Here is a 17,062-nt window from a genome sequence, read left to right as displayed (position 1 = left end):
CGTAAGCAGTAAGGCTCAAGCATAAATTTGAGGACAGGCTTATATCTAGCGAGTATAGATAAGTTGAACGTAGGCGGCCGATGTCCACCGCCGACGCCGGATAACAGAACTCAAGCTCCAGATCATCGGAAAGAGTTGCGCCCCAGCGAGAGCAATTTTCCCTGCGACTCGGCTACCTGGGGCTGTACTCAACCTTCCGTTTCGTTGACGTATGGGCTCGACGCGGTCGCGAAAACCGATGCCCCGTGAGAGGTCATACGCATTTCCGCGACCTTCAGCAGACTGCTACAGTCAAACCCGTAAAACGCATATCGGATGGTAGGCTGAATACTCACCCTGCAAACTTACATTACAGTATAATTGTTAACTTTACAGTGCCAACGCGGAAGCGGTAGTGTCGCTACATGTTAACAATGGCGAGTTCATCATTTGATGATGGTGTCGAATAGCTTGCAAAAATACCTCCTTACTTTCCTCATCGCGCTGATTTTCAGTGTTTCCTATGCAAGAGCCGGAACGATCGGCGCTGACAACCGGCGCGCTATCGATAACTATGCTGCTTCGCATGGCATGTCGTCGGATGAGGCTCGCAAGAAGTTTGGTGCGAGCGGTCGGATTATGTGCCCATTCAATGAGGCCAGTGCCTTCCTTCTCTACAAGTCAAATATCGTTGTCACGGCGCGGCATGCTCTTTATCCCAAAAACAGCATGATAAAATATGCAGGGGCAATGTCGATTATGCGATGTGCGTTTGAAGTGAGCGACGGCAAGGGATCGACCTGGCACAAAGTCGATGTCGAGTCTTTCGTTCATCCCAGCGAGAGTCGCGCGTCTTGGGACGATCCGTTCGATTGGGTGGTGATGCGCCTATCTGAACCGGTGACCGAGTTTGAGCCATATCATTTGCCTTCAAAACCGGCTTCCGTGGGCGATAGGATCACGACGGCGTCTATTCGACAGGCCAACTTTTTGCCCGATGACTGGAATGAGCGTGTCCTCGGCGACTGTCGTATACGATCGGTCGAAAACACGGATGGAGTCACCGCAGGAGGCATACGCACAGATTGTTCTGCTGACATAGGATCGTCGGGTAGTCCATTGCTTCGTGAGGGGACTGACGGGTTGGAGGTCGTCGGCATCACCACATCAGGCACCGGTTCATGCCGGAAGTTTAATCGCACTCGTTGTTATACATTCGCCGTGGGTTTGGAGCCCGAACTTATCGAAGCGGTGCATAAACTTGCGGGAAAATAGGTAAGGTAGTGGATCGATATCCAGGCTGAGCGAAGCCTAAAACTTCATGGTACCAATGAACCCTTCATCCACACTATTGCATCGACTATAGCTGACCCGAAGATAGAAGAGTTACCCGCTCCACCCGACCATTCTTCGTATCGGGCATTTTGATCTTGATCCCCTCGTCGGTTCCGGTAGTTTCCTACTGAATTCAACGAGGGGAATGCCATATGAAAGCAGCATTATCGGTCGTGGCGACAGGCGTCGTTGCGGCGTGTCTACTTGCAGCGTCGAATGCAGCAGCCTTCACCGCCTCCGCACCCTATACGGCACCGGCCACACGCGGCGACGTGATCCGGGTCGCGATGGAGCCGCAGGGGCAGGTCAAGCCGCAGTTCCAGCGCCGCATGGTGCGGCTGGCGACAAGCGAGGCACCGGGGACGGTCATCGTCGACACCAACAACAAGTATCTCTATCTCGTCGAAGGCAACAATCGCGCAAGACGCTATGGCATCGGCGTCGGCCGCGACGGCTTCGGCTGGTCGGGCGTCGTCAAGGTCGGCCGCAAGGCGGAATGGCCGGGCTGGACGCCGCCGCCGGAAATGCGGGTGCGCGAAGCCAAGAAGGGCCACAAGCTGCCGGCCTTCCAGGAAGGCGGCGAGGACAATCCGCTCGGCGCGCGCGCCATGTATCTCTATCGCAACGGCAACGACACCGCCTTCCGCATCCATGGCACCAACCAGCCGTGGAGCATCGGCCTGAACATGTCTTCCGGCTGCATCCGCATGATGAACAAGGATGTGATCGATCTTTACGAGCGGGTCCCCGTCGGCACCAAGGTCATCGTCGTCGGCCCCGGCAACAAGCAGGGCGAAGTCAGTTTCCAGGATCGCGGCATCGACATATTGAGAACGATGTTCGGCAGCTGAGCGAGGCAATTAGCGCCTCGTTCCCGCATCGGTCCGCCTGCATCCAGGGGCGCGCCGAACTTCGGCATGGCATCGGCCATGCGGGTTCGGGCGTCCGGCCGGCCGGCGATGCGTCTCTCCCCATACCCCCGCACGCGGAGAATACACTGTTGCGCCTGCGTTACAGCCTGAAGCTTATCGCTCCGGGCCGCAGCAAGATCGCCCCTTCCCTTCAGCTGACCGTCAGTTTTCCCGCTTAGGCCATGCCTGCCGACCGGTGACCGCAATAGTAGTGTCACGGAAGCGCGCTTAGATAGCAGCACTGTGCCATCCGGGGATCTCATATGCATCGTGCATTCCGCATCAAGCAGCCGGCCCTTGCCGCGTTTGCCATTTCAGCATTGGTATTTGCCGCCGGCTCTGCTTCGGCGGAAATGCAATTTTCCGCCTATGGCGGCGTACAGGGCGCGACGGGCAGCAACGTCACCACATCCGACGGCGCCGATTTCGACCCCAACTGGTCGGGCAAGTCCTTCAAGATGCCGCCCTATTTCGGCTTCCGCGGCATCTGGTGGCTCGACCAGTTCGACAAGCCGAACTGGGGCGTGTCGCTGGACTACTCGCATGCGAAGGTCTACGGCGATCTCGGCAATACGCCCGGCTGGTCGCATTTCGAATTTACCGACGGCCTGAACATGCTGACGCTGAACGCGCTCTACCGCTTCCAGGATCCGAGCCGCAACTGGACACCCTATGTCGGCCTCGGCGCCGGTATCAACGTGCCGCATGTCGAAGTCACCCGCGCGTCCGGCCGCACCTTCGACTACGAATTCGGCGGCGCTTCGCTGCAGGCGCAGGCCGGCGTCAGCTATCAGTTCGCCAAGCACTGGTCGACCTTCGTCGAATACAAGGGCAACTACAATTTCGTAAACGACGTCTCCATCGACAGCGGCGATACGCTGAAGACGAAGGTTTTCACCCACGCCCTCAACTTCGGTGTCTCGTTCAACTTCTAGAAACAGCTTTCTCGACGTCGCCGGGACCTCCAAACCGGTTCAGGCCCGGGGGATAATGTGCTAGGCTACGGCACATGAGCTTTCACTATTACCGCTGCGACTGGATCCATCCGGAAAGCGAGGAGCCGGTCATCGTCTACTACGAGGTCGATGTCGCCGGCGACGTCCCGCGGCTCATCGACGTGTTTGCCGATGGCCGCCGCCAATGCATGTCGGTCGCCGATCTTGCCTTGCGCGGACGAGACATGCAGCGCCTTACCAGCCTTGTGGAAGGCTCGTTTTACGATGGCATCGCCGGCCTGGCCGACGGTATTTTCTTTGAAGAGGGGCAGGAGCGCATCAGCATGACGCGCATTGCAGCCGATCGGTTCGAGGTCGAGTGGCAAGCGCACTGGTCGCCGCTGTCGGGCGGACTTCATTAAGCGGCGGCTGGCTGCAGCCCTCTCAGCTTTGCCGGCATATCGCCGCCATAGGCCCAATCCAGCAGTTCCACCGTATGCAGGATGGGAATGGCGGTTCCCGTGGCGATCTGCGTGATGCAGCCGATATTGCCCGTAGCGATGATGTCGGCCTTTGTCGCTTCGATGTTCCTGACCTTGCGCGCCTTCAGCTCGGCCGAAATCTCCGGCTGCATGATGTTGTAGGTGCCGGCGGAGCCGCAGCAGAGATGCCCTTCCGCCGGGTCGCGCACGGTAAAGCCCGCAGCCTTCAAGAGCAACTTCGGCGCCATGGTGATCTTCTGCCCATGCTGCATGGAACAGGCGGAATGATAGGCGACCGTGACGCCGCGCGGCATATGCGACGGCAGGTCGAGGCTTGCGAGATATTCGGTGATGTCCCTGGCAAGGGCCGAAACCTTTGCCGCCTTTTCGGCATAGGCCGGATCGAGGCGCAGCATGTGCCCGTAATCCTTGATCGTCGTGCCGCAGCCGGAGGCGGTGATGACGATGGCGTCCAGCCCCCCGGCCTCGATCTCGCGTATCCACACATCGACATTGGCGCGGGCGGCGGCAAGCGCCTGTTCCTCGCGCCCCATGTGATGCACCAGCGAACCGCAGCAGACCTCGCCTTCCGGCGCCACCACCTCGACGCCGAGGCGGGTGAGCAGACGGATGGTCGCAGCGTTGATCTCCGGATCGAGCACAGGCTGGGCGCAGCCGGTCAGTATCGCCACGCGACCGCGCCGCTCCGCCTGCGGCTCATATCGGCCGGGCTTGGCGAAGGGTGACGGCGCCGGGACGTTGCGGGGCGCAAGATCGAGCATGGCGGCAAAGGCCTTCAACGCCGGAACACGCTTCAACATGCCCTTGAACGGCCGGCCGAGGCGCGCCAGCCGAAGAGCCAGCCGGAAGCGGCCGGGATAGGGAAGCACGGCAGCCAGCACATTGCGGGTCAGTCTATCCATCAGCGGACGCTTGTAGGTGTTCTCGACATGAGCGCGGGCATGGTCGATCAGATGCATGTAGTCGACGCCCGAAGGACAGGTTGTCGTGCAGGCGAGACAGGAAAGACAGCGATCGATGTGCGTGACCACTTCGGCATCGGCGGGCCGGCCGTTTTCCAGCATGTCCTTGATGAGGTAGATGCGGCCACGCGGACTGTCGAGCTCGTTGCCGAGCGTGACATAGGTCGGACAGGTGGCGGTGCAGAAGCCGCAATGCACGCATTTGCGCAGAATCGCCTCGGATTCCGCCACATGCGGATCGGCAAGCTGTTCGGGAGTGAAATTGGTTTGCATCTTATATACATCCCCACTCGAGCAAGATCTTGCCCCTCATCCGGCCTCCTGAGTTTTTGCCGAAGGGCGGCCACCTTCTCCCCGTATGGACGGGGAGAAGAGGATGGGCGCACCCTCCGTCATCCCTCAGCCTCTTTTGAGCCGATACAGTCCCGCAAACAAGGTCATCCCCTCTCCCCGCCTGCGGGGAGAGGGCTAGGATGAGGGGCAATCGTAGACAATGCGCCATCACCCCATCTTCCCCGGATTGAAGATTCCCGCCGGATCGAACTTTTCCTTTACGCGCGCCGAAAGCAGCGCCACCGCTTCGGGCTGAGGCTGGAAGGCGGCAGTTTCGGCGCGGGCGGCGGGGGTGGCGCGCAGCAAGGTCGCGTGTCCGCCGCCAAGGGCATGAATGTAGCGGCGCAGCAAGTCGCCTTCCGGCTCCGCTTCCATGCGCATCCAGACAAGGCCGCCCTGCCAATCGTAATAGGCGTCCACGCCTGCTTCCAGGCGAAGGGCCGCGACGAGCTGGTGGCCGACGCCGGGCGCCACCGACACACGCCAGATCGGGCGCGACGTGCCATCGGCATACGGCTTCACCTCGCGGATTTCCCGCCAGAGCCTGCGGCTGTCCTCCTCTTCGAGCCGCGTCACGGAACCGAGCCGGCCCATCGCTGCGGCGAGCTTCTCCCCCCGGACCGCGACGGAGCCGGGAAGACCTTCCAGGCGCAGCACCGTCGCCTCGCCCCGCGGCAGCTTGCCGTCGAGAAAAGACCAGGCGACCGTGAGCGGAAGGTGGGCGGCACCCGACACTTCAAGCGGCAAGGCCATGACCGCCGCCATTGCATTGGCCGCTTCCGCATCGTTGAGACCGGATACGACGACGGTTTCTTCCGTCTTCGGTTTGGGCGGAACGCGGAAGGTCACCTCCGTCAGCAGCCCCAGGGTGCCGTGCGAACCGGCCATCAGCTTGACCAGATCGAGACCGGTGACGTTCTTCATCACCCGCCCGCCGGCCTTGACGATCTCGCCCCGGCCATTGACGAAGCGGACGCCGAGCAGGCTGTCGCGCGCGGCACCGCTGACGAAACGGCGCGGACCGGAGACATTGGCTGCGAAAATGCCGCCGATTGTCGGCTCGCCTTCCGTCCCCATCAGCGGCCGATGATCCATCGGCTCGAACGCCATCATCTGGCCACCCTCGGCAAGGGCGGCTGCAATCTCCGCCACCGGCGTCCCGGCCCGGGCAGTCATCACCATCTCGCCCGGATTATAGGCGACAATGCCGGCAAGATCGCGCGACGACAGCAGCGCGTCGGATGCGACCGCATTGCCGAAACCGGACCGCGTGTTGCCGCCGACGATCGCAAGAGCCGCGCCCCGCGCCGTATGATCGCTGATGATGGAGGCCGCTTCCGTCTCCGTCTCGGGATGGAATTCGTTCATGCGGCGTTGCGCCCATCGAGAGGAAAGACCTTGGAGGGATTGAGGATCCAGTCCGGATCGAAGGCCGCACGGACCGACATCATCTGGGCAAGATCGACATCCGCATATTGATGCCGCATCAGGTCGCGCTTTTCGATGCCGACGCCGTGCTCGCCGGTGAGACAGCCGCCGGCATCGACACAGAGCCGCAGAATATCGTTGCCGGCTGCCTCCGCCTTGGCGGCGTCCTCGGGATCGTTGGCATTGAACAGGATCAGCGGATGCATGTTGCCGTCGCCGGCATGAAAAACATTGGCGACGCGCAGACCATAGCCGTCGATGATCTCGGCCGTCTTCTTCAGCACGTAGGAAAGCTGGCTGAGCGGCACGGTGCCATCCATGCAGATATAATCGGCAATGCGGCCGGTGGCGCCGAAGGCGGACTTCCGGCCCTTCCAGATCAAGGCAGCCTCCGTCGCCGACTGGCACTCGCGGACCGTCTTGACCTCATGCTTGCGGGCGATATCGACGATGCTTTTCAGCATGTCGTCCATTTCCGCCTCGGAACCCTCCACCTCGACGATCAGGAGAGCGCCGACATCGAGCGGATAGCCTGCCTTTGCAAAGGCTTCGCAGATATCGATCGCCGGCTTGTCCATGAACTCGATGGCGACCGGAATGATGCCGGCTGCGATGACATCGGCCACGCAGGCGCCCGCCTCCTCGGAGGTATCGAAGCCGAACAGCACCGGCCGGGCGCCCTCCGGCTTCGCGATCAGCCGCACCGTCGCCTCGGTGACGATGCCGAGCTGGCCTTCCGAGCCGCAGACGAGGCCGAGCAGATCGTAACCGGAGGCGTCCAGCGCCTTGCCGCCGAGATCGACGACGGTGCCGTCGGTCAGCACCAGCTTGACGCCGAGCAGATTATTCGTGGTGACCCCGTATTTCAGACAGTGCGCACCGCCGGAATTCATGCCGATATTGCCGCCGATGGTGCAGGCAAGCTGAGAGCTCGGGTCCGGCGCATAGAAGAAGCCATCGGCCGAAACGCTTTCTGAAACATGCAGGTTCGTCACCCCTGCCTGCACGGTCGCGGTGCGATTGGCGTAATCGATGTCGAGGATACGGTTCATCTTCGAGAGACCGAGAACGACGGCATCTTCCTGCGGGATGGCGCCACCGGAAAGCGAGGTGCCGGCGCCGCGCGGAACGACGGGGACGCCGTAGCGATGGCAGTATTTCATGACGGCGGCCACTTCCGCCGTCGAGCGCGGCAAGGCGACCGCCAGCGGCAGGCGGCGGTAGGAGATGAAGGCATCGGTTTCGAAGGGCACGAGCTCGCGCGCCTCGTGGATCAGGCATTCCGGCGCCAGGAGATCGGCCAGGTCCGCCACGATGGCGCTACGGCGAGCCAGAACATCCGCACGTGGTTCCAGAAATGAAATGGCCTCGGCCATGCCGTCCTCCTCCTGCATCCGATTTCGGGCGCTGCCTCCTTTTAGCGCATAACAGGCTTAGCGCTTTCCAAAATTCGGCGCAAATGATAAGCATTTATTCCAAAATAGGAAATAATTGTGCATGACCAATTTAGGGGATCTCGAAATCTTCGCCAGCGTCGTCGTGACTGGCAGCATGTCTTTGACCGGCCGCGCGCTCGGGTTCTCGCCCGCCGTCATTTCCAAGCGCATCAAACGCCTGGAAGACAGGCTCGGCACCCGCCTTTTACAGCGCACGACGCGGCAGATTTCGCTGACGGAGGCCGGCCAGGGTTTCTACGACCGCGTGCTTGCCATTCTGGCCGGGCTGGAGGAAGCGGAAGCCTATATTGCCGGGCGATCCTCGCAGATGTACGGCACGCTGAAGATCTCGGCGCCGACGTCCTTCGGGCGGCTGCATATCGCGCCGCATCTGAAATCCTTCATGCAAGCCCACTCGGAGCTGGCGATCAATCTCGTGCTCAGCGACGAATTCGTCGATATCGTCGGCGGCGGCTTCGACCTTGCCATCCGCATTGCCGAGCTTACCGATTCCAGCCTCGTCGCCCGCAGGCTCGCGCCGGTGCGCCGGGTGCTCTGCGCATCGCCGGCCTACATCGATTCCCATGGGATGCCGCAGGATATCGAAGATCTGCGCCGGCATGTCTGCCTGCCGGCGCACAATCATGATCCGTGGCGGCTGGACGGGCCGAAGGGAAGCCTGGTCTTCCGGCCGGAGGGCAGGCTCATCACCAATTCCAGCGAGGTGGTTCGCGAAGCCGTCATCGCCGGCCTCGGCATCGCGTTGCGGTCCACCTGGGATGTCGGCCCGGAACTGCGCGACGGCCGCCTCGTTCAAGTGCTGCCGGTCTATGAAGGGTCGCATAATGTGACGCTTTCGGCGGTTTACCCTAGTCGACAGTTCCTGCCGGCGAAAGTGCGCGTCTTCATCGACTTTCTTGCGGAACTTTACGGGCCCGTTCCCTATTGGGAGCGTTAGAAGGCCCGTTCCAGGTTCGAGGAGATCATCATGTCTGCGCCCGAAATCATTCGTTCCGATCTTGCCGCCGGTGCGAAGACGCGCTTTACCGTGGTTCTCGGCGACATCACACGGCTTCCGGTCGATGCCATCGTCAATGCGGCCAATAGCAGCCTGCTTGGCGGTGGCGGCGTGGACGGCGCCATCCATCGCGCCGCGGGTCCCGACCTTGTCGCCGAATGCAGGACGTTGAACGGCTGCAAGATCGGGCAAGCGAAGATGACAGGCGGATATCGCCTGCCGGCGAAGCATGTGATCCACACTGTCGGCCCCGTCTGGAACGGCGGCGACCATGGCGAAGAGGCATTGCTCGCCGGCTGTTATCGCAACAGCCTCGGCCTTGCCCGGCGGAATGGGCTCGGCACCATCGCCTTCCCCGCCATCTCCACGGGCATATATCGTTTTCCCGCAGCACCGGCGGCGGAGATCGCAATCGGAACCGCTCTTGCCGAAAGCAAGGATGGAGCCTTCGACGAGATCATTTTCTGCTGCTTCGCCGACGAGATGGCCGCGCTCTACGATCGATTGCTGCCGCGGGCGCTGGCCGGAGCCTGATTGCTCACCGCGCCAGATCGAGGTAGGCGGAGGCGACCAGGGCATCGATGTCACCCGGAACGGGGATGACGCAGGACTCCGCGCCGAGACCGCCCCTGGCGACCCGCTCCAGGCAACGGGCCTGCAGCGCGAAACCGAGATCCATGGATTCGACGGTATTGCCGAGCGGACGCGGGCCGGCGAGATTGGCCATATGACCGCCGCCAAGGATGTGGAAGGCGCGGCCATCCCGCATGCGAACCGTCTCGATCTGCTCGGCCTCGTAGCGATCGATACCCGCGACGTCGGGACTGTTGCGGAAGCCTTCGACATCGATTTCATGCGGGAAGTGGCCACCGTTCATCAGAATTGCGCCATCCTTGATGAAAGGCAGATCGGCGACCGTGACGATGTCGGCATAGCCGGTGACGGTAACAAGGATATCGGCCGAGCGGATCGCCGCCTCGCGCAGCGGCGTCGAGAAGCCGTCGAGATGCGCCTCCAGCGTCGTGACCGGGTCGATATCCACGACACTGACAGTGGAAAATGCGTTGCGGAAGCAGGCCGCCGTGCCCTTGCCGCAGGCGCCGTAACCGAAGACGGTGACGCGTTTGCCATTGGTGGAGCGATTTGTGAAACGCAGATAGCTTTCGAACATGCTCTGCCCGACAGCGTGCTTGTTTTCGGCAAATTGCTTGATCGGGCTGTCATTGATGACGAGGATCGGCATGTTGAGCCTGTCGCGCATCGGCAGCAGCCGCGTGCGGCCGGATGTCGTTTCCTCGGTGCCGCCCAGGAGATTGGCATAGGGGCGTTCGGCGGCGCGGGCAAAGAGATCGCCGCCATTGTCGAGCAGCAGGTCCGGCTTTTCCGCAAGGATCGCGTCGAGGCTCGCGCCATGCTCATCGGCGTTGCGGGTCTGCGTGGCGAAAACCTTTATCCCCTGAGCGCGCAGGTAGTCCACCGTCTCCGGCTGCGTGCTGTTGAGATTGCCGGTGCAGACGAGGCCCGCGCCGCCGGCCCGTAGCGTCATCAGCAGCGCGACCGTTTTCGGCTCCAGATGGATGCCGGTGCCGATGGTCAGGCCTGCAAAGGGCTTCGTATCGCGGAACTCCGCGGCGGTGGCGGCCAGCAGCCGGCAGCTGCGCGCCACCCAGTCAATGCGGGAAAGAGAAGAAGACTGATCCATGATGCGCTCCTGCCGGCTGGTTCGATGCCGTGATCTGGCATGATGGCAAAGGGCCTGTCGATGGACATTGCATTGCGTTGCATGGCAGAAAATCTGCCATGCCGATGCCTGGCTAAACCAGTTCGGCTCCTGCCACGCTCAGCCAGTCTGCGAGCCGGACGAGCGCCGGGTCTTTCACATCGCTGCTGCGGATGCTGAGGCTGTAGCCCGCCGGCCTTCGGATGAAGCCGTAAGGCGCGACCAGGACGCGGCGATCGATGTCGTCGCCGATGGCTGTGCGCGGCGCAATGGCAACCCCCAGGCCGGAGCGGGCAGCGCCGATCGCCAGCAGCAGGTCCTCGAATTCTCGATTGCCGGCAAAGCGCACGGAGGCATGGCCGCTTTCCGCAAACCAGTCGTTCCAGAGACTCGGAGCCGACCGGCTGGAGAGGGCGACGGCCGCGGCGAGCGCCGAGACGCCGGCGGAAAGGCCAAGCCGGCCAGCGACATCAGGCGCGGCGACCGGGCCGAATTCATCCTCCATGAAGCGAATCGCGGTGATATCGCGCGTCGGCCTGTATTCACCGCCCATGATCACCGCTTCCAGATCGGCGCGCTTGGCCAAAGGCTCCACCGTTGCCATCGGCACGATGTCTATATCGACATCCTGCAGGGTTGCCTGCAGATCTGCGACGCGGGGCATCAGCCACCAGACGGCGAAGGCCGAGGGAACGCCGAGCCGGATGGACCGGCGGCTTCCAATCGAAAGCTCCGCCGAGGCCCGCGTCAGGATACCGAAGGCGACACCGACGGAATCGGCAAATGCCCTGCCCTTCGCGGTCAGCACCAGCCTGCCGTTTTCCCGATCGAACAGTGCGATGCCGAAATGGGCTTCCAGCAGGTTCAACTGCTGCCTGACGGCGCCGCGCACCACCCCGAGCTCATCGGCCGCCTTCAGAATGCTGCCGCGCCGCGCCACGGCATCGAAGGCGCGCAGCGCGTTCAAAGGCGGCAGGCGTCGGGATGAAACGGGTTCGGACGGCAAGGTTTTATCTTTCTATCCAGTGTGATGACGGCCGTTTTCAAGCAGCTACGTCATCTGCGGCATGAAAATGCTGTTCAATGTCGCTTTCAGTACAGTGGCTGGCGAATATCAGAAGACAAATCGTCGCCTTTTTACATACTCAGCACTCAATAAATTTGTGGGGAAATACCATATGGCATTCTGTGGAGCGCAAATTTTTTCCACAGAATGGTAATATAGAATCAATCCTTCACTCCAACCTCTAAAAGGTGATCCGACAATTGGCCTTTCTCAGCCGTATAGCAAATGATGTGCAACTTATGTTTCGGCGTCCGCCGCGACAGCAATATGCTGCGCTCTGTTATCGGGTGAAGAAGAAAACGGGTGACCTCGAGGTGCTGCTGCTGACCAGCCGCGACACCGGGCGCTGGGTCATTCCCAAAGGGTGGCCGATGCCGGGCAAGCTCTCCCACGAGGTCGCCGCGCGGGAGGCCTATGAGGAAGCCGGCGTGCGCGGCACGGTGGAAACCGAGCCGCTGGGCTCGTTCGGCTACGACAAACTGCTGAAGGACGGCATCGAGATACCGTGCCGCGTGCAGGTCTATGCGCTTGAGGTCAGCGAACTCGCCAAGAATTTCAAGGAAAAGGGCGAACGCTCCCTTGAATGGGTTTCCTGCAAGGAAGCGGCCGAGCGCGTGCGCGAACCGGAACTGAGCGGCATCATTCTCGGCTTCGCCCAGCGGATGGTCAAACCGGCCGCCGCGGCGCAGGCGAAGTAAGCCACATTACTCACAAGAAACTGTGCCAGGATACGAGGCAGATGTTGCGTGCCGCATCGGGCAGCGCAATACGAGAGTTTTAATCCAGAGAATTGCATGCCCGACCGACCGGCCACGCCAGAAAAACGGACGCTCGACAAGGACCTCGACAAGTTCACCTATGTCGAGGACGCGACCTATCACGTCGCGAGGCGTCTGGTGGCACCGGGCATCGGCCTGATCTTCCTCGGCTTGGCCATGGTCTTCGCCGGCATCTACGTGCTCGACCTGCCGCGGGCGACATTGATCTTTGCCGCCGTCGCCCTTGCCGGCTACATGGCCATGAACATCGGTGCCAAGGACGTGGCCAACAATGTCGGCGCGGCGGTCGGCGCCCGCGCGATCACGATGACGCAGGCGCTGGTCATGGCGGCCGTCTTCGAAATCCTCGGTGCAATGATTGCCGGCGGCCCGGTCATCAACACGATCTCGACGCATATCGTCGACACGAACCGCATCATCAGCATCGGCAAGCTCGCCTGGCTGATGATGGCCGCGCTTCTGGCAGCCGCTCTCTGGATCAATTTCGCCACCTGGCTGAAAGCACCGGTTTCGACCACGCATACGATCGTCGGCGCCGTCGTCGGTGCCGGGGCGGCGGCCGTCGGCCCGGAACTGGTAAACTGGAACATACTGGCGGCCATCTCCGCCGGATGGGTCGTGACACCCTTCCTCGGCGGGGCCATCGCGGCCGGCATCCTGTTCTTCATCGAAACCTTCATCATCTATCGCGACGACAAGATCGCGGCCGCAAGGTACTGGATTCCGATCCTGATCGGGCTGATGGCCGGCGCGTTTGCGGGCTATCTCGTCGTCCAGCTCGAGCCCAAGGACGCGATACCGCCGCTGCTGAACCTCGCAATCGGCATCGGCGTCGGCCTCATCGCCTGGCTCGTCGCGCGGCCGCTGGTGGTAGCGCAATCCGCCGGGCTGGAAAACAAAAACAGCTCGCTGCGCAAGCTCTTCCGCCTGCCGTTGATCTGCTCGGCGGCGCTGATGTCCTTTGCCCATGGCGCCAATGACGTCGCCAACGCCATCGGCCCGCTGGCGGCGATCGTTCGCGATATCGGCCTCGGCGGCTCGCTCGGCGTGGTGGCCGAGGCGACCACGCAGAGGGCTCCCTTCTGGGTGGTCATGATCGGCGCGTGCGGCATCTCCGTGGGCGTGCTTTTGTATGGCCCGCGACTCATTCGCCTGCTCGGCGAGCAGATCACCAAGCTCAATCCAATGCGGGCCTATTGCGTTGCCGTGTCGGCGGCGCTCACCGTCATCGTCGCAGCCTGGTTCGGTTTTCCCGTGAGCTCGACCCATATCGCCGTCGGAGCTGTCTTCGGGGTCGGCTTCTTCCGCGAATGGTCCACCAGCCGCTCCAGGCGGCGTCTCGACTATATGCGCAAGAGAGCCGAAGCCGCCGGCATCCCCTGGCACGAACCGGACAATGCGGACGAGCGCAATCCGGACGAGGCCTATCGCCGCCGCCTGGTGCGCCGCTCGCATTTCATGACCATCATCGCCGCCTGGGCGATCACCGTGCCGGCCGCGGCCCTGCTTGCCGCCGCCGTATATTGGGTTATGGTCGCGCTCTTCATTTAGAGCGGTTCAGCTTTCCCATGGAATCCGAATGGCTCTATCTCTTTGTTTTTACGCAATTCCGGACGGAAAACCGCTGCGCACTTTTCCTGGGAATCGCTTTAGGGGGTAATCCATGCGCGCCAATTTCCGCATGCAGCGGCTGTTCGTGACGGCAGACATCAAGGCAGGCATCGCCATCGAGGCCGACCAGGACCAGTTCAACTATCTCGCCAATGTGCTGCGCATGGAGGACGGCGCCGAACTGCTTGTGTTCAACGGCCGCGACGGCGAATGGAAGGTCGGCGTCTCCTTTCCGTCCCGCAAGCGTATCCTGCTGACGCCGGTCGGGGAAACGCGGCCGCAGCCGGCTCCCTCCGACCTGCATTATCTTTTCGCACCGCTGAAGGTCGGGCGGCTGGACTATCTTGTCCAGAAGGCTGTCGAGATGGGTGCGGGCTTGCTGCAGCCGGTCATGACGCAGCATGTGCAGGGCAAGATCACCAATCTGGACAAGGTCAGGGCCAACGTCATCGAGGCGGCCGAGCAATGCGGCATCCTCGGCATTCCCGATGTGGCGGAGCCGGTGAAGCTCACCGATCTGCTGGCCGGCTGGCCGCGCGACCGGCGCATCATCTATTGCGACGAAGGCGATGCCGGCCAGAATCCGCTGCCGCTGCTGACGCAGGTGAAGGAGAAGCATCTGGCGCTCTTGGTCGGCCCTGAAGGCGGCTTCTCCGAAGAGGAGCGCGCTCTGCTGCGCAGCCTCGATTTCGTCACCGCCATTCCGCTGGGCCCGCGCATCCTGCGCGCCGACACGGCCGCCGTTGCCGCCATGGCGGTGATCCAGGCGGCCATCGGCGACTGGAACTGAGCCTTCACTCCACAACGGCGACGACGGTCGCAACGATCAGCAGGATCGCCAACGAGACGTTGACGATCCGCGAGATCCTCGGATTTTGAAGAAACCGGGATAGGGAAGCGCCGACGAGAAGCCATAGCATGTGAATGGCGACGATCATTGCCGTCAGCAGCGCGATCTTGAGGGCGGCGTCGAGTAGACGCCGATCCTGAAACAGGCTGGCGCCGGCAAAGACGGCGGCGATCGCCAGATAGGCTTTCGGATTGGCGACGGCCAGCAGAAAGCCGCCGGAAAAGGCCGGAGCCGCGACCTGGTCGCCACGGCGCGACAGGGGCGGCGCGGTCGCGATCCTAAAGGCAAGGTAAAGGATATAGACGGCCGACACGATCGTCAGCACCAGGGCGCCGTGCGGGATGGACAGCAAGATGGCAACGACGCCGGCTGCCACGGCCAGCAATACCGCCACGGTGCCGATAATAAGGCCGGAGACGTAGCCGAGCGACCGCCTAAACCCATAGGCCGCGCCCATTGCCGTGGCGCTGACTGTCGAAGGGCCGGGACTGCCCATGATGACCAGCGAGGTCAGAAGCAATGTCAGAATAGAATAGTAAAGGCCATTCGGAACGACCATCGATATGCTCCGGCGGTTGTCTGTCGAAGCGAAACTACTAATGAAAATGAGCCGACGTCTTGAACGCTTGTGCAAATGTGCCGGCGGCTGTCACGCCCCTGACGCACTTGCGAGACATAAAATCCTATTTTTTTGAACGACCCTTGAAAGAAATTCACTTGCACCGTACCTCAATCCGCGTCAATCACCCTCCTGTTGACCTGCGGCTGGCGCGGGTTCTCCTCCGAGATCTAAGGTAATACCATGGCGCGCGATACTACCGACCAGACTCCGCTCTCCTCGGTCTCGGAAATGACGGCCTATCTGGCCGCCGGCAACAAGCCGAAGGAAAAATTCCGCATCGGCACGGAGCATGAAAAATTCGTGTTCTTCCGCGCCGACAACAGCCCCGTGCCCTATTTCGGCGATGCCAGCATTTCCGCGCTCCTCACGGGGTTGCAGGCGAAATGCGGCTGGGACCCGATCATGGATGGCGACAACATCATCGGGCTCGGCGAACCATCCGGCATGGGCGCCATCTCGATCGAGCCGGGCGGCCAGTTCGAACTGTCGGGCGCGCCGCTCGAGACCATCCACGAGACCTGCAAGGAATCGAACAACCATCTGGCGACGGTGCGCGAGATCGCAGAACCGCTGGGCATTCGCTTCCTCGGCATCGGCGGCAGCCCGAAATGGACCCTGGCCGAAACACCACGCATGCCCAAATCGCGCTACGATATCATGAGCCGCTACATGCCGAAGGTCGGCACCAAGGGTCTCGACATGATGTACCGCACCTGCACGATCCAGGTGAACCTCGACTTTTCGTCGGAAGCGGACATGCGCCGGAAGATGCGCGTATCGATGAAGCTGCAGTCGCTGGCAACCGCGCTCTTCGCCTCCTCCCCCTTCACCGAAGGCAAGCCGAACGGACTCTCCTCCTGGCGCGGCGACATCTGGCGCGATACCGACAACCGCCGCAGCGGTCTGCTCGACTTCACCTTCCGCGACGACTTCGGCTTTGAAGACTATGTGAAATGGGCGCTCGACGTGCCCATGTATTTCGTCGTCCGCGACGGCCGCTATCACGACTGTACGCATGTCACCTTCCGCCAGTTCATGGATGGCGCGCTGAAGGGCGAGATTGCCGACTGGGAGCCGACGATGGGCGACTGGACGAACCATCTCTCCACGCTGTTTCCCGACGTGCGCCTCAAGCGCTTCCTGGAAATGCGCGGCGCCGACGGCGGCCCCTGGCGTCGCATCTGCGCGCTGCCGGCCTTCTGGGTCGGCCTGCTCTATGACGACGCGGCGCTGACGGCTGCCGACGAGCTGACCAGGGACTGGAGTTTCGACGAGGTCAACGCGCTGCGTGACGTCGTGCCGGTCGAGGGCCTGAAGGCTGCGATCAAGGGCCATAGCCTGCTGGATGTTGCGCGCGAAGTGGTCGGCATTTCCCGTATCGGCCTGAAGAATCGCGCCCGCCTGAACGGCGACGGACAGGACGAAACCGTCTTCCTTGCGCCGCTCGACGAAGTGCTTGCCAAGAAGGGCACGCTCGCCGACGATCTGCTGATGCTCTACAACGGCCGCTGGAACCAGTCGGTCGAGCCGATCTTCGAGGAATATCAATACTGATAGCGGACTGCCCGTCGTCG

At 62.0% G+C, this 17,062-nt stretch carries 16 protein-coding genes; 10 read left to right on the top strand and 6 right to left on the bottom strand.

The window, feature by feature from the left end; all coding sequences use genetic code 11:
* Positions 1-432: 432 nt before the first annotated feature.
* From ACQZ6J_RS09550 to ACQZ6J_RS09535, 4 genes are all read left to right on the top strand, one after another.
* Positions 433-1,254 (top strand): trypsin-like serine peptidase, encoded by an 822-nt coding sequence (locus tag ACQZ6J_RS09550; protein ID WP_449084158.1) that lies wholly within the window; start codon positions 433-435, stop codon positions 1,252-1,254.
* A 212-nt stretch (positions 1,255-1,466) separates the two neighbouring features.
* Entirely contained in the window at positions 1,467-2,165 is a 699-nt protein-coding gene (locus tag ACQZ6J_RS09545) for a L,D-transpeptidase (protein WP_163984597.1), read from the top strand.
* Between the two features lie 323 nt (positions 2,166-2,488).
* Positions 2,489-3,160: an outer membrane protein gene (locus ACQZ6J_RS09540; protein WP_449083600.1), complete on the top strand. Its 672-nt coding sequence runs from the start codon at positions 2,489-2,491 to the stop codon at positions 3,158-3,160.
* A gap of 74 nt (positions 3,161-3,234) precedes the next feature.
* The gene (locus ACQZ6J_RS09535; protein ID WP_163984599.1) at positions 3,235-3,582 is read left to right on the top strand and encodes a DUF6881 domain-containing protein; all 348 of its coding nucleotides are present in this window, start codon (positions 3,235-3,237) and stop codon (positions 3,580-3,582) included.
* Here ACQZ6J_RS09535 and glcF read toward each other — a convergent pair.
* The 3 genes from glcF to ACQZ6J_RS09520 form a co-directional block, all read right to left on the bottom strand.
* A complete protein-coding gene (gene glcF / locus ACQZ6J_RS09530; RefSeq protein WP_449083598.1) occupies positions 3,579-4,898 on the bottom strand; it encodes a glycolate oxidase subunit GlcF in 1,320 nt (439 codons plus the stop codon). The genes ACQZ6J_RS09535 and glcF overlap by 4 nt on opposite strands.
* 228 nt (positions 4,899-5,126) lie before the next feature.
* Positions 5,127-6,326, bottom strand: coding sequence for an FAD-binding protein (locus ACQZ6J_RS09525; protein WP_449083596.1), 1,200 nt, complete (start codon positions 6,324-6,326; stop codon positions 5,127-5,129).
* Complete coding sequence (locus ACQZ6J_RS09520; protein ID WP_449083594.1) at positions 6,323-7,762, bottom strand: FAD-binding oxidoreductase; 1,440 nt, start codon at positions 7,760-7,762, stop codon at positions 6,323-6,325. The genes ACQZ6J_RS09525 and ACQZ6J_RS09520 overlap by 4 nt, the downstream gene beginning before the upstream one ends.
* A 121-nt stretch (positions 7,763-7,883) precedes the next feature.
* Here ACQZ6J_RS09520 and ACQZ6J_RS09515 point away from each other — a divergent pair, with 121 nt between their 5' ends.
* Entirely contained in the window at positions 7,884-8,780 is an 897-nt protein-coding gene (locus tag ACQZ6J_RS09515) for a LysR family transcriptional regulator (RefSeq protein WP_449083592.1), read from the top strand.
* Positions 8,781-8,810: 30 nt separating this feature from the next.
* Positions 8,811-9,374: an O-acetyl-ADP-ribose deacetylase gene (locus ACQZ6J_RS09510; RefSeq protein WP_449083590.1), complete on the top strand. Its 564-nt coding sequence runs from the start codon at positions 8,811-8,813 to the stop codon at positions 9,372-9,374.
* A 4-nt stretch (positions 9,375-9,378) separates the two neighbouring features.
* Here ACQZ6J_RS09510 and ACQZ6J_RS09505 read toward each other — a convergent pair whose 3' ends face one another.
* Entirely contained in the window at positions 9,379-10,542 is a 1,164-nt protein-coding gene (locus ACQZ6J_RS09505) for an adenosylhomocysteinase (protein ID WP_449083588.1), read from the bottom strand.
* Positions 10,543-10,654: 112 nt separating this feature from the next.
* Positions 10,655-11,566, bottom strand: coding sequence for a LysR substrate-binding domain-containing protein (locus tag ACQZ6J_RS09500; protein WP_449083586.1), 912 nt, complete (start codon positions 11,564-11,566; stop codon positions 10,655-10,657).
* A 260-nt stretch (positions 11,567-11,826) separates the two neighbouring features.
* Between ACQZ6J_RS09500 and ACQZ6J_RS09495 the strand changes: the two genes are divergently transcribed.
* From ACQZ6J_RS09495 to ACQZ6J_RS09485, 3 genes are all read left to right on the top strand, one after another.
* Complete coding sequence (locus tag ACQZ6J_RS09495; protein WP_204326241.1) at positions 11,827-12,324, top strand: NUDIX hydrolase; 498 nt, start codon at positions 11,827-11,829, stop codon at positions 12,322-12,324.
* A gap of 96 nt (positions 12,325-12,420) precedes the next feature.
* Positions 12,421-13,956, top strand: a complete 1,536-nt coding sequence (locus tag ACQZ6J_RS09490; RefSeq protein ID WP_449083583.1) for an inorganic phosphate transporter — start codon at positions 12,421-12,423, stop codon at positions 13,954-13,956.
* A 112-nt stretch (positions 13,957-14,068) separates the two neighbouring features.
* Positions 14,069-14,806, top strand: a complete 738-nt coding sequence (locus tag ACQZ6J_RS09485; protein ID WP_449083581.1) for a 16S rRNA (uracil(1498)-N(3))-methyltransferase — start codon at positions 14,069-14,071, stop codon at positions 14,804-14,806.
* 4 nt (positions 14,807-14,810) lie between these two features.
* Here ACQZ6J_RS09485 and ACQZ6J_RS09480 read toward each other — a convergent pair whose 3' ends face one another.
* Positions 14,811-15,425 (bottom strand): LysE family translocator, encoded by a 615-nt coding sequence (locus tag ACQZ6J_RS09480; protein WP_449083579.1) that lies wholly within the window; start codon positions 15,423-15,425, stop codon positions 14,811-14,813.
* Between the two features lie 243 nt (positions 15,426-15,668).
* On the opposite strand from ACQZ6J_RS09480, the gene ACQZ6J_RS09475 reads away from it, so the two are divergent.
* Entirely contained in the window at positions 15,669-17,042 is a 1,374-nt protein-coding gene (locus ACQZ6J_RS09475) for a glutamate--cysteine ligase (RefSeq protein ID WP_449083577.1), read from the top strand.
* The last annotated feature ends 20 nt before the right edge of the window (positions 17,043-17,062 follow it).

Source organism: Rhizobium sp. A37_96 (assembly GCF_053521765.1).
The sequence above is the reverse complement of the archived record's forward strand: the minus strand, read 5'-3'. Positions and strand labels throughout refer to the sequence as shown.

Bases quoted from the DNA above. Each gene is read 5' to 3' on its own strand.
- ACQZ6J_RS09550 (WP_449084158.1), top strand. From the start codon at position 433: ATGATGGTGTCGAATAGCTTGCAAAAATACCTCCTTACTTTCCTCATC.
- ACQZ6J_RS09545 (WP_163984597.1), top strand. From the start codon at position 1,467: ATGAAAGCAGCATTATCGGTCGTGGCGACAGGCGTCGTTGCGGCGTGT.
- ACQZ6J_RS09540 (WP_449083600.1), top strand. From the start codon at position 2,489: ATGCATCGTGCATTCCGCATCAAGCAGCCGGCCCTTGCCGCGTTTGCC.
- ACQZ6J_RS09535 (WP_163984599.1), top strand. From the start codon at position 3,235: ATGAGCTTTCACTATTACCGCTGCGACTGGATCCATCCGGAAAGCGAG.
- glcF (WP_449083598.1), bottom strand. From the start codon at position 4,898: ATGCAAACCAATTTCACTCCCGAACAGCTTGCCGATCCGCATGTGGCG.
- ACQZ6J_RS09525 (WP_449083596.1), bottom strand. From the start codon at position 6,326: ATGAACGAATTCCATCCCGAGACGGAGACGGAAGCGGCCTCCATCATC.
- ACQZ6J_RS09520 (WP_449083594.1), bottom strand. From the start codon at position 7,762: ATGGCCGAGGCCATTTCATTTCTGGAACCACGTGCGGATGTTCTGGCT.
- ACQZ6J_RS09515 (WP_449083592.1), top strand. From the start codon at position 7,884: ATGACCAATTTAGGGGATCTCGAAATCTTCGCCAGCGTCGTCGTGACT.
- ACQZ6J_RS09510 (WP_449083590.1), top strand. From the start codon at position 8,811: ATGTCTGCGCCCGAAATCATTCGTTCCGATCTTGCCGCCGGTGCGAAG.
- ACQZ6J_RS09505 (WP_449083588.1), bottom strand. From the start codon at position 10,542: ATGGATCAGTCTTCTTCTCTTTCCCGCATTGACTGGGTGGCGCGCAGC.
- ACQZ6J_RS09490 (WP_449083583.1), top strand. From the start codon at position 12,421: ATGCCCGACCGACCGGCCACGCCAGAAAAACGGACGCTCGACAAGGAC.
- ACQZ6J_RS09485 (WP_449083581.1), top strand. From the start codon at position 14,069: ATGCGCGCCAATTTCCGCATGCAGCGGCTGTTCGTGACGGCAGACATC.
- ACQZ6J_RS09480 (WP_449083579.1), bottom strand. From the start codon at position 15,425: ATGGTCGTTCCGAATGGCCTTTACTATTCTATTCTGACATTGCTTCTG.
- ACQZ6J_RS09475 (WP_449083577.1), top strand. From the start codon at position 15,669: ATGGCGCGCGATACTACCGACCAGACTCCGCTCTCCTCGGTCTCGGAA.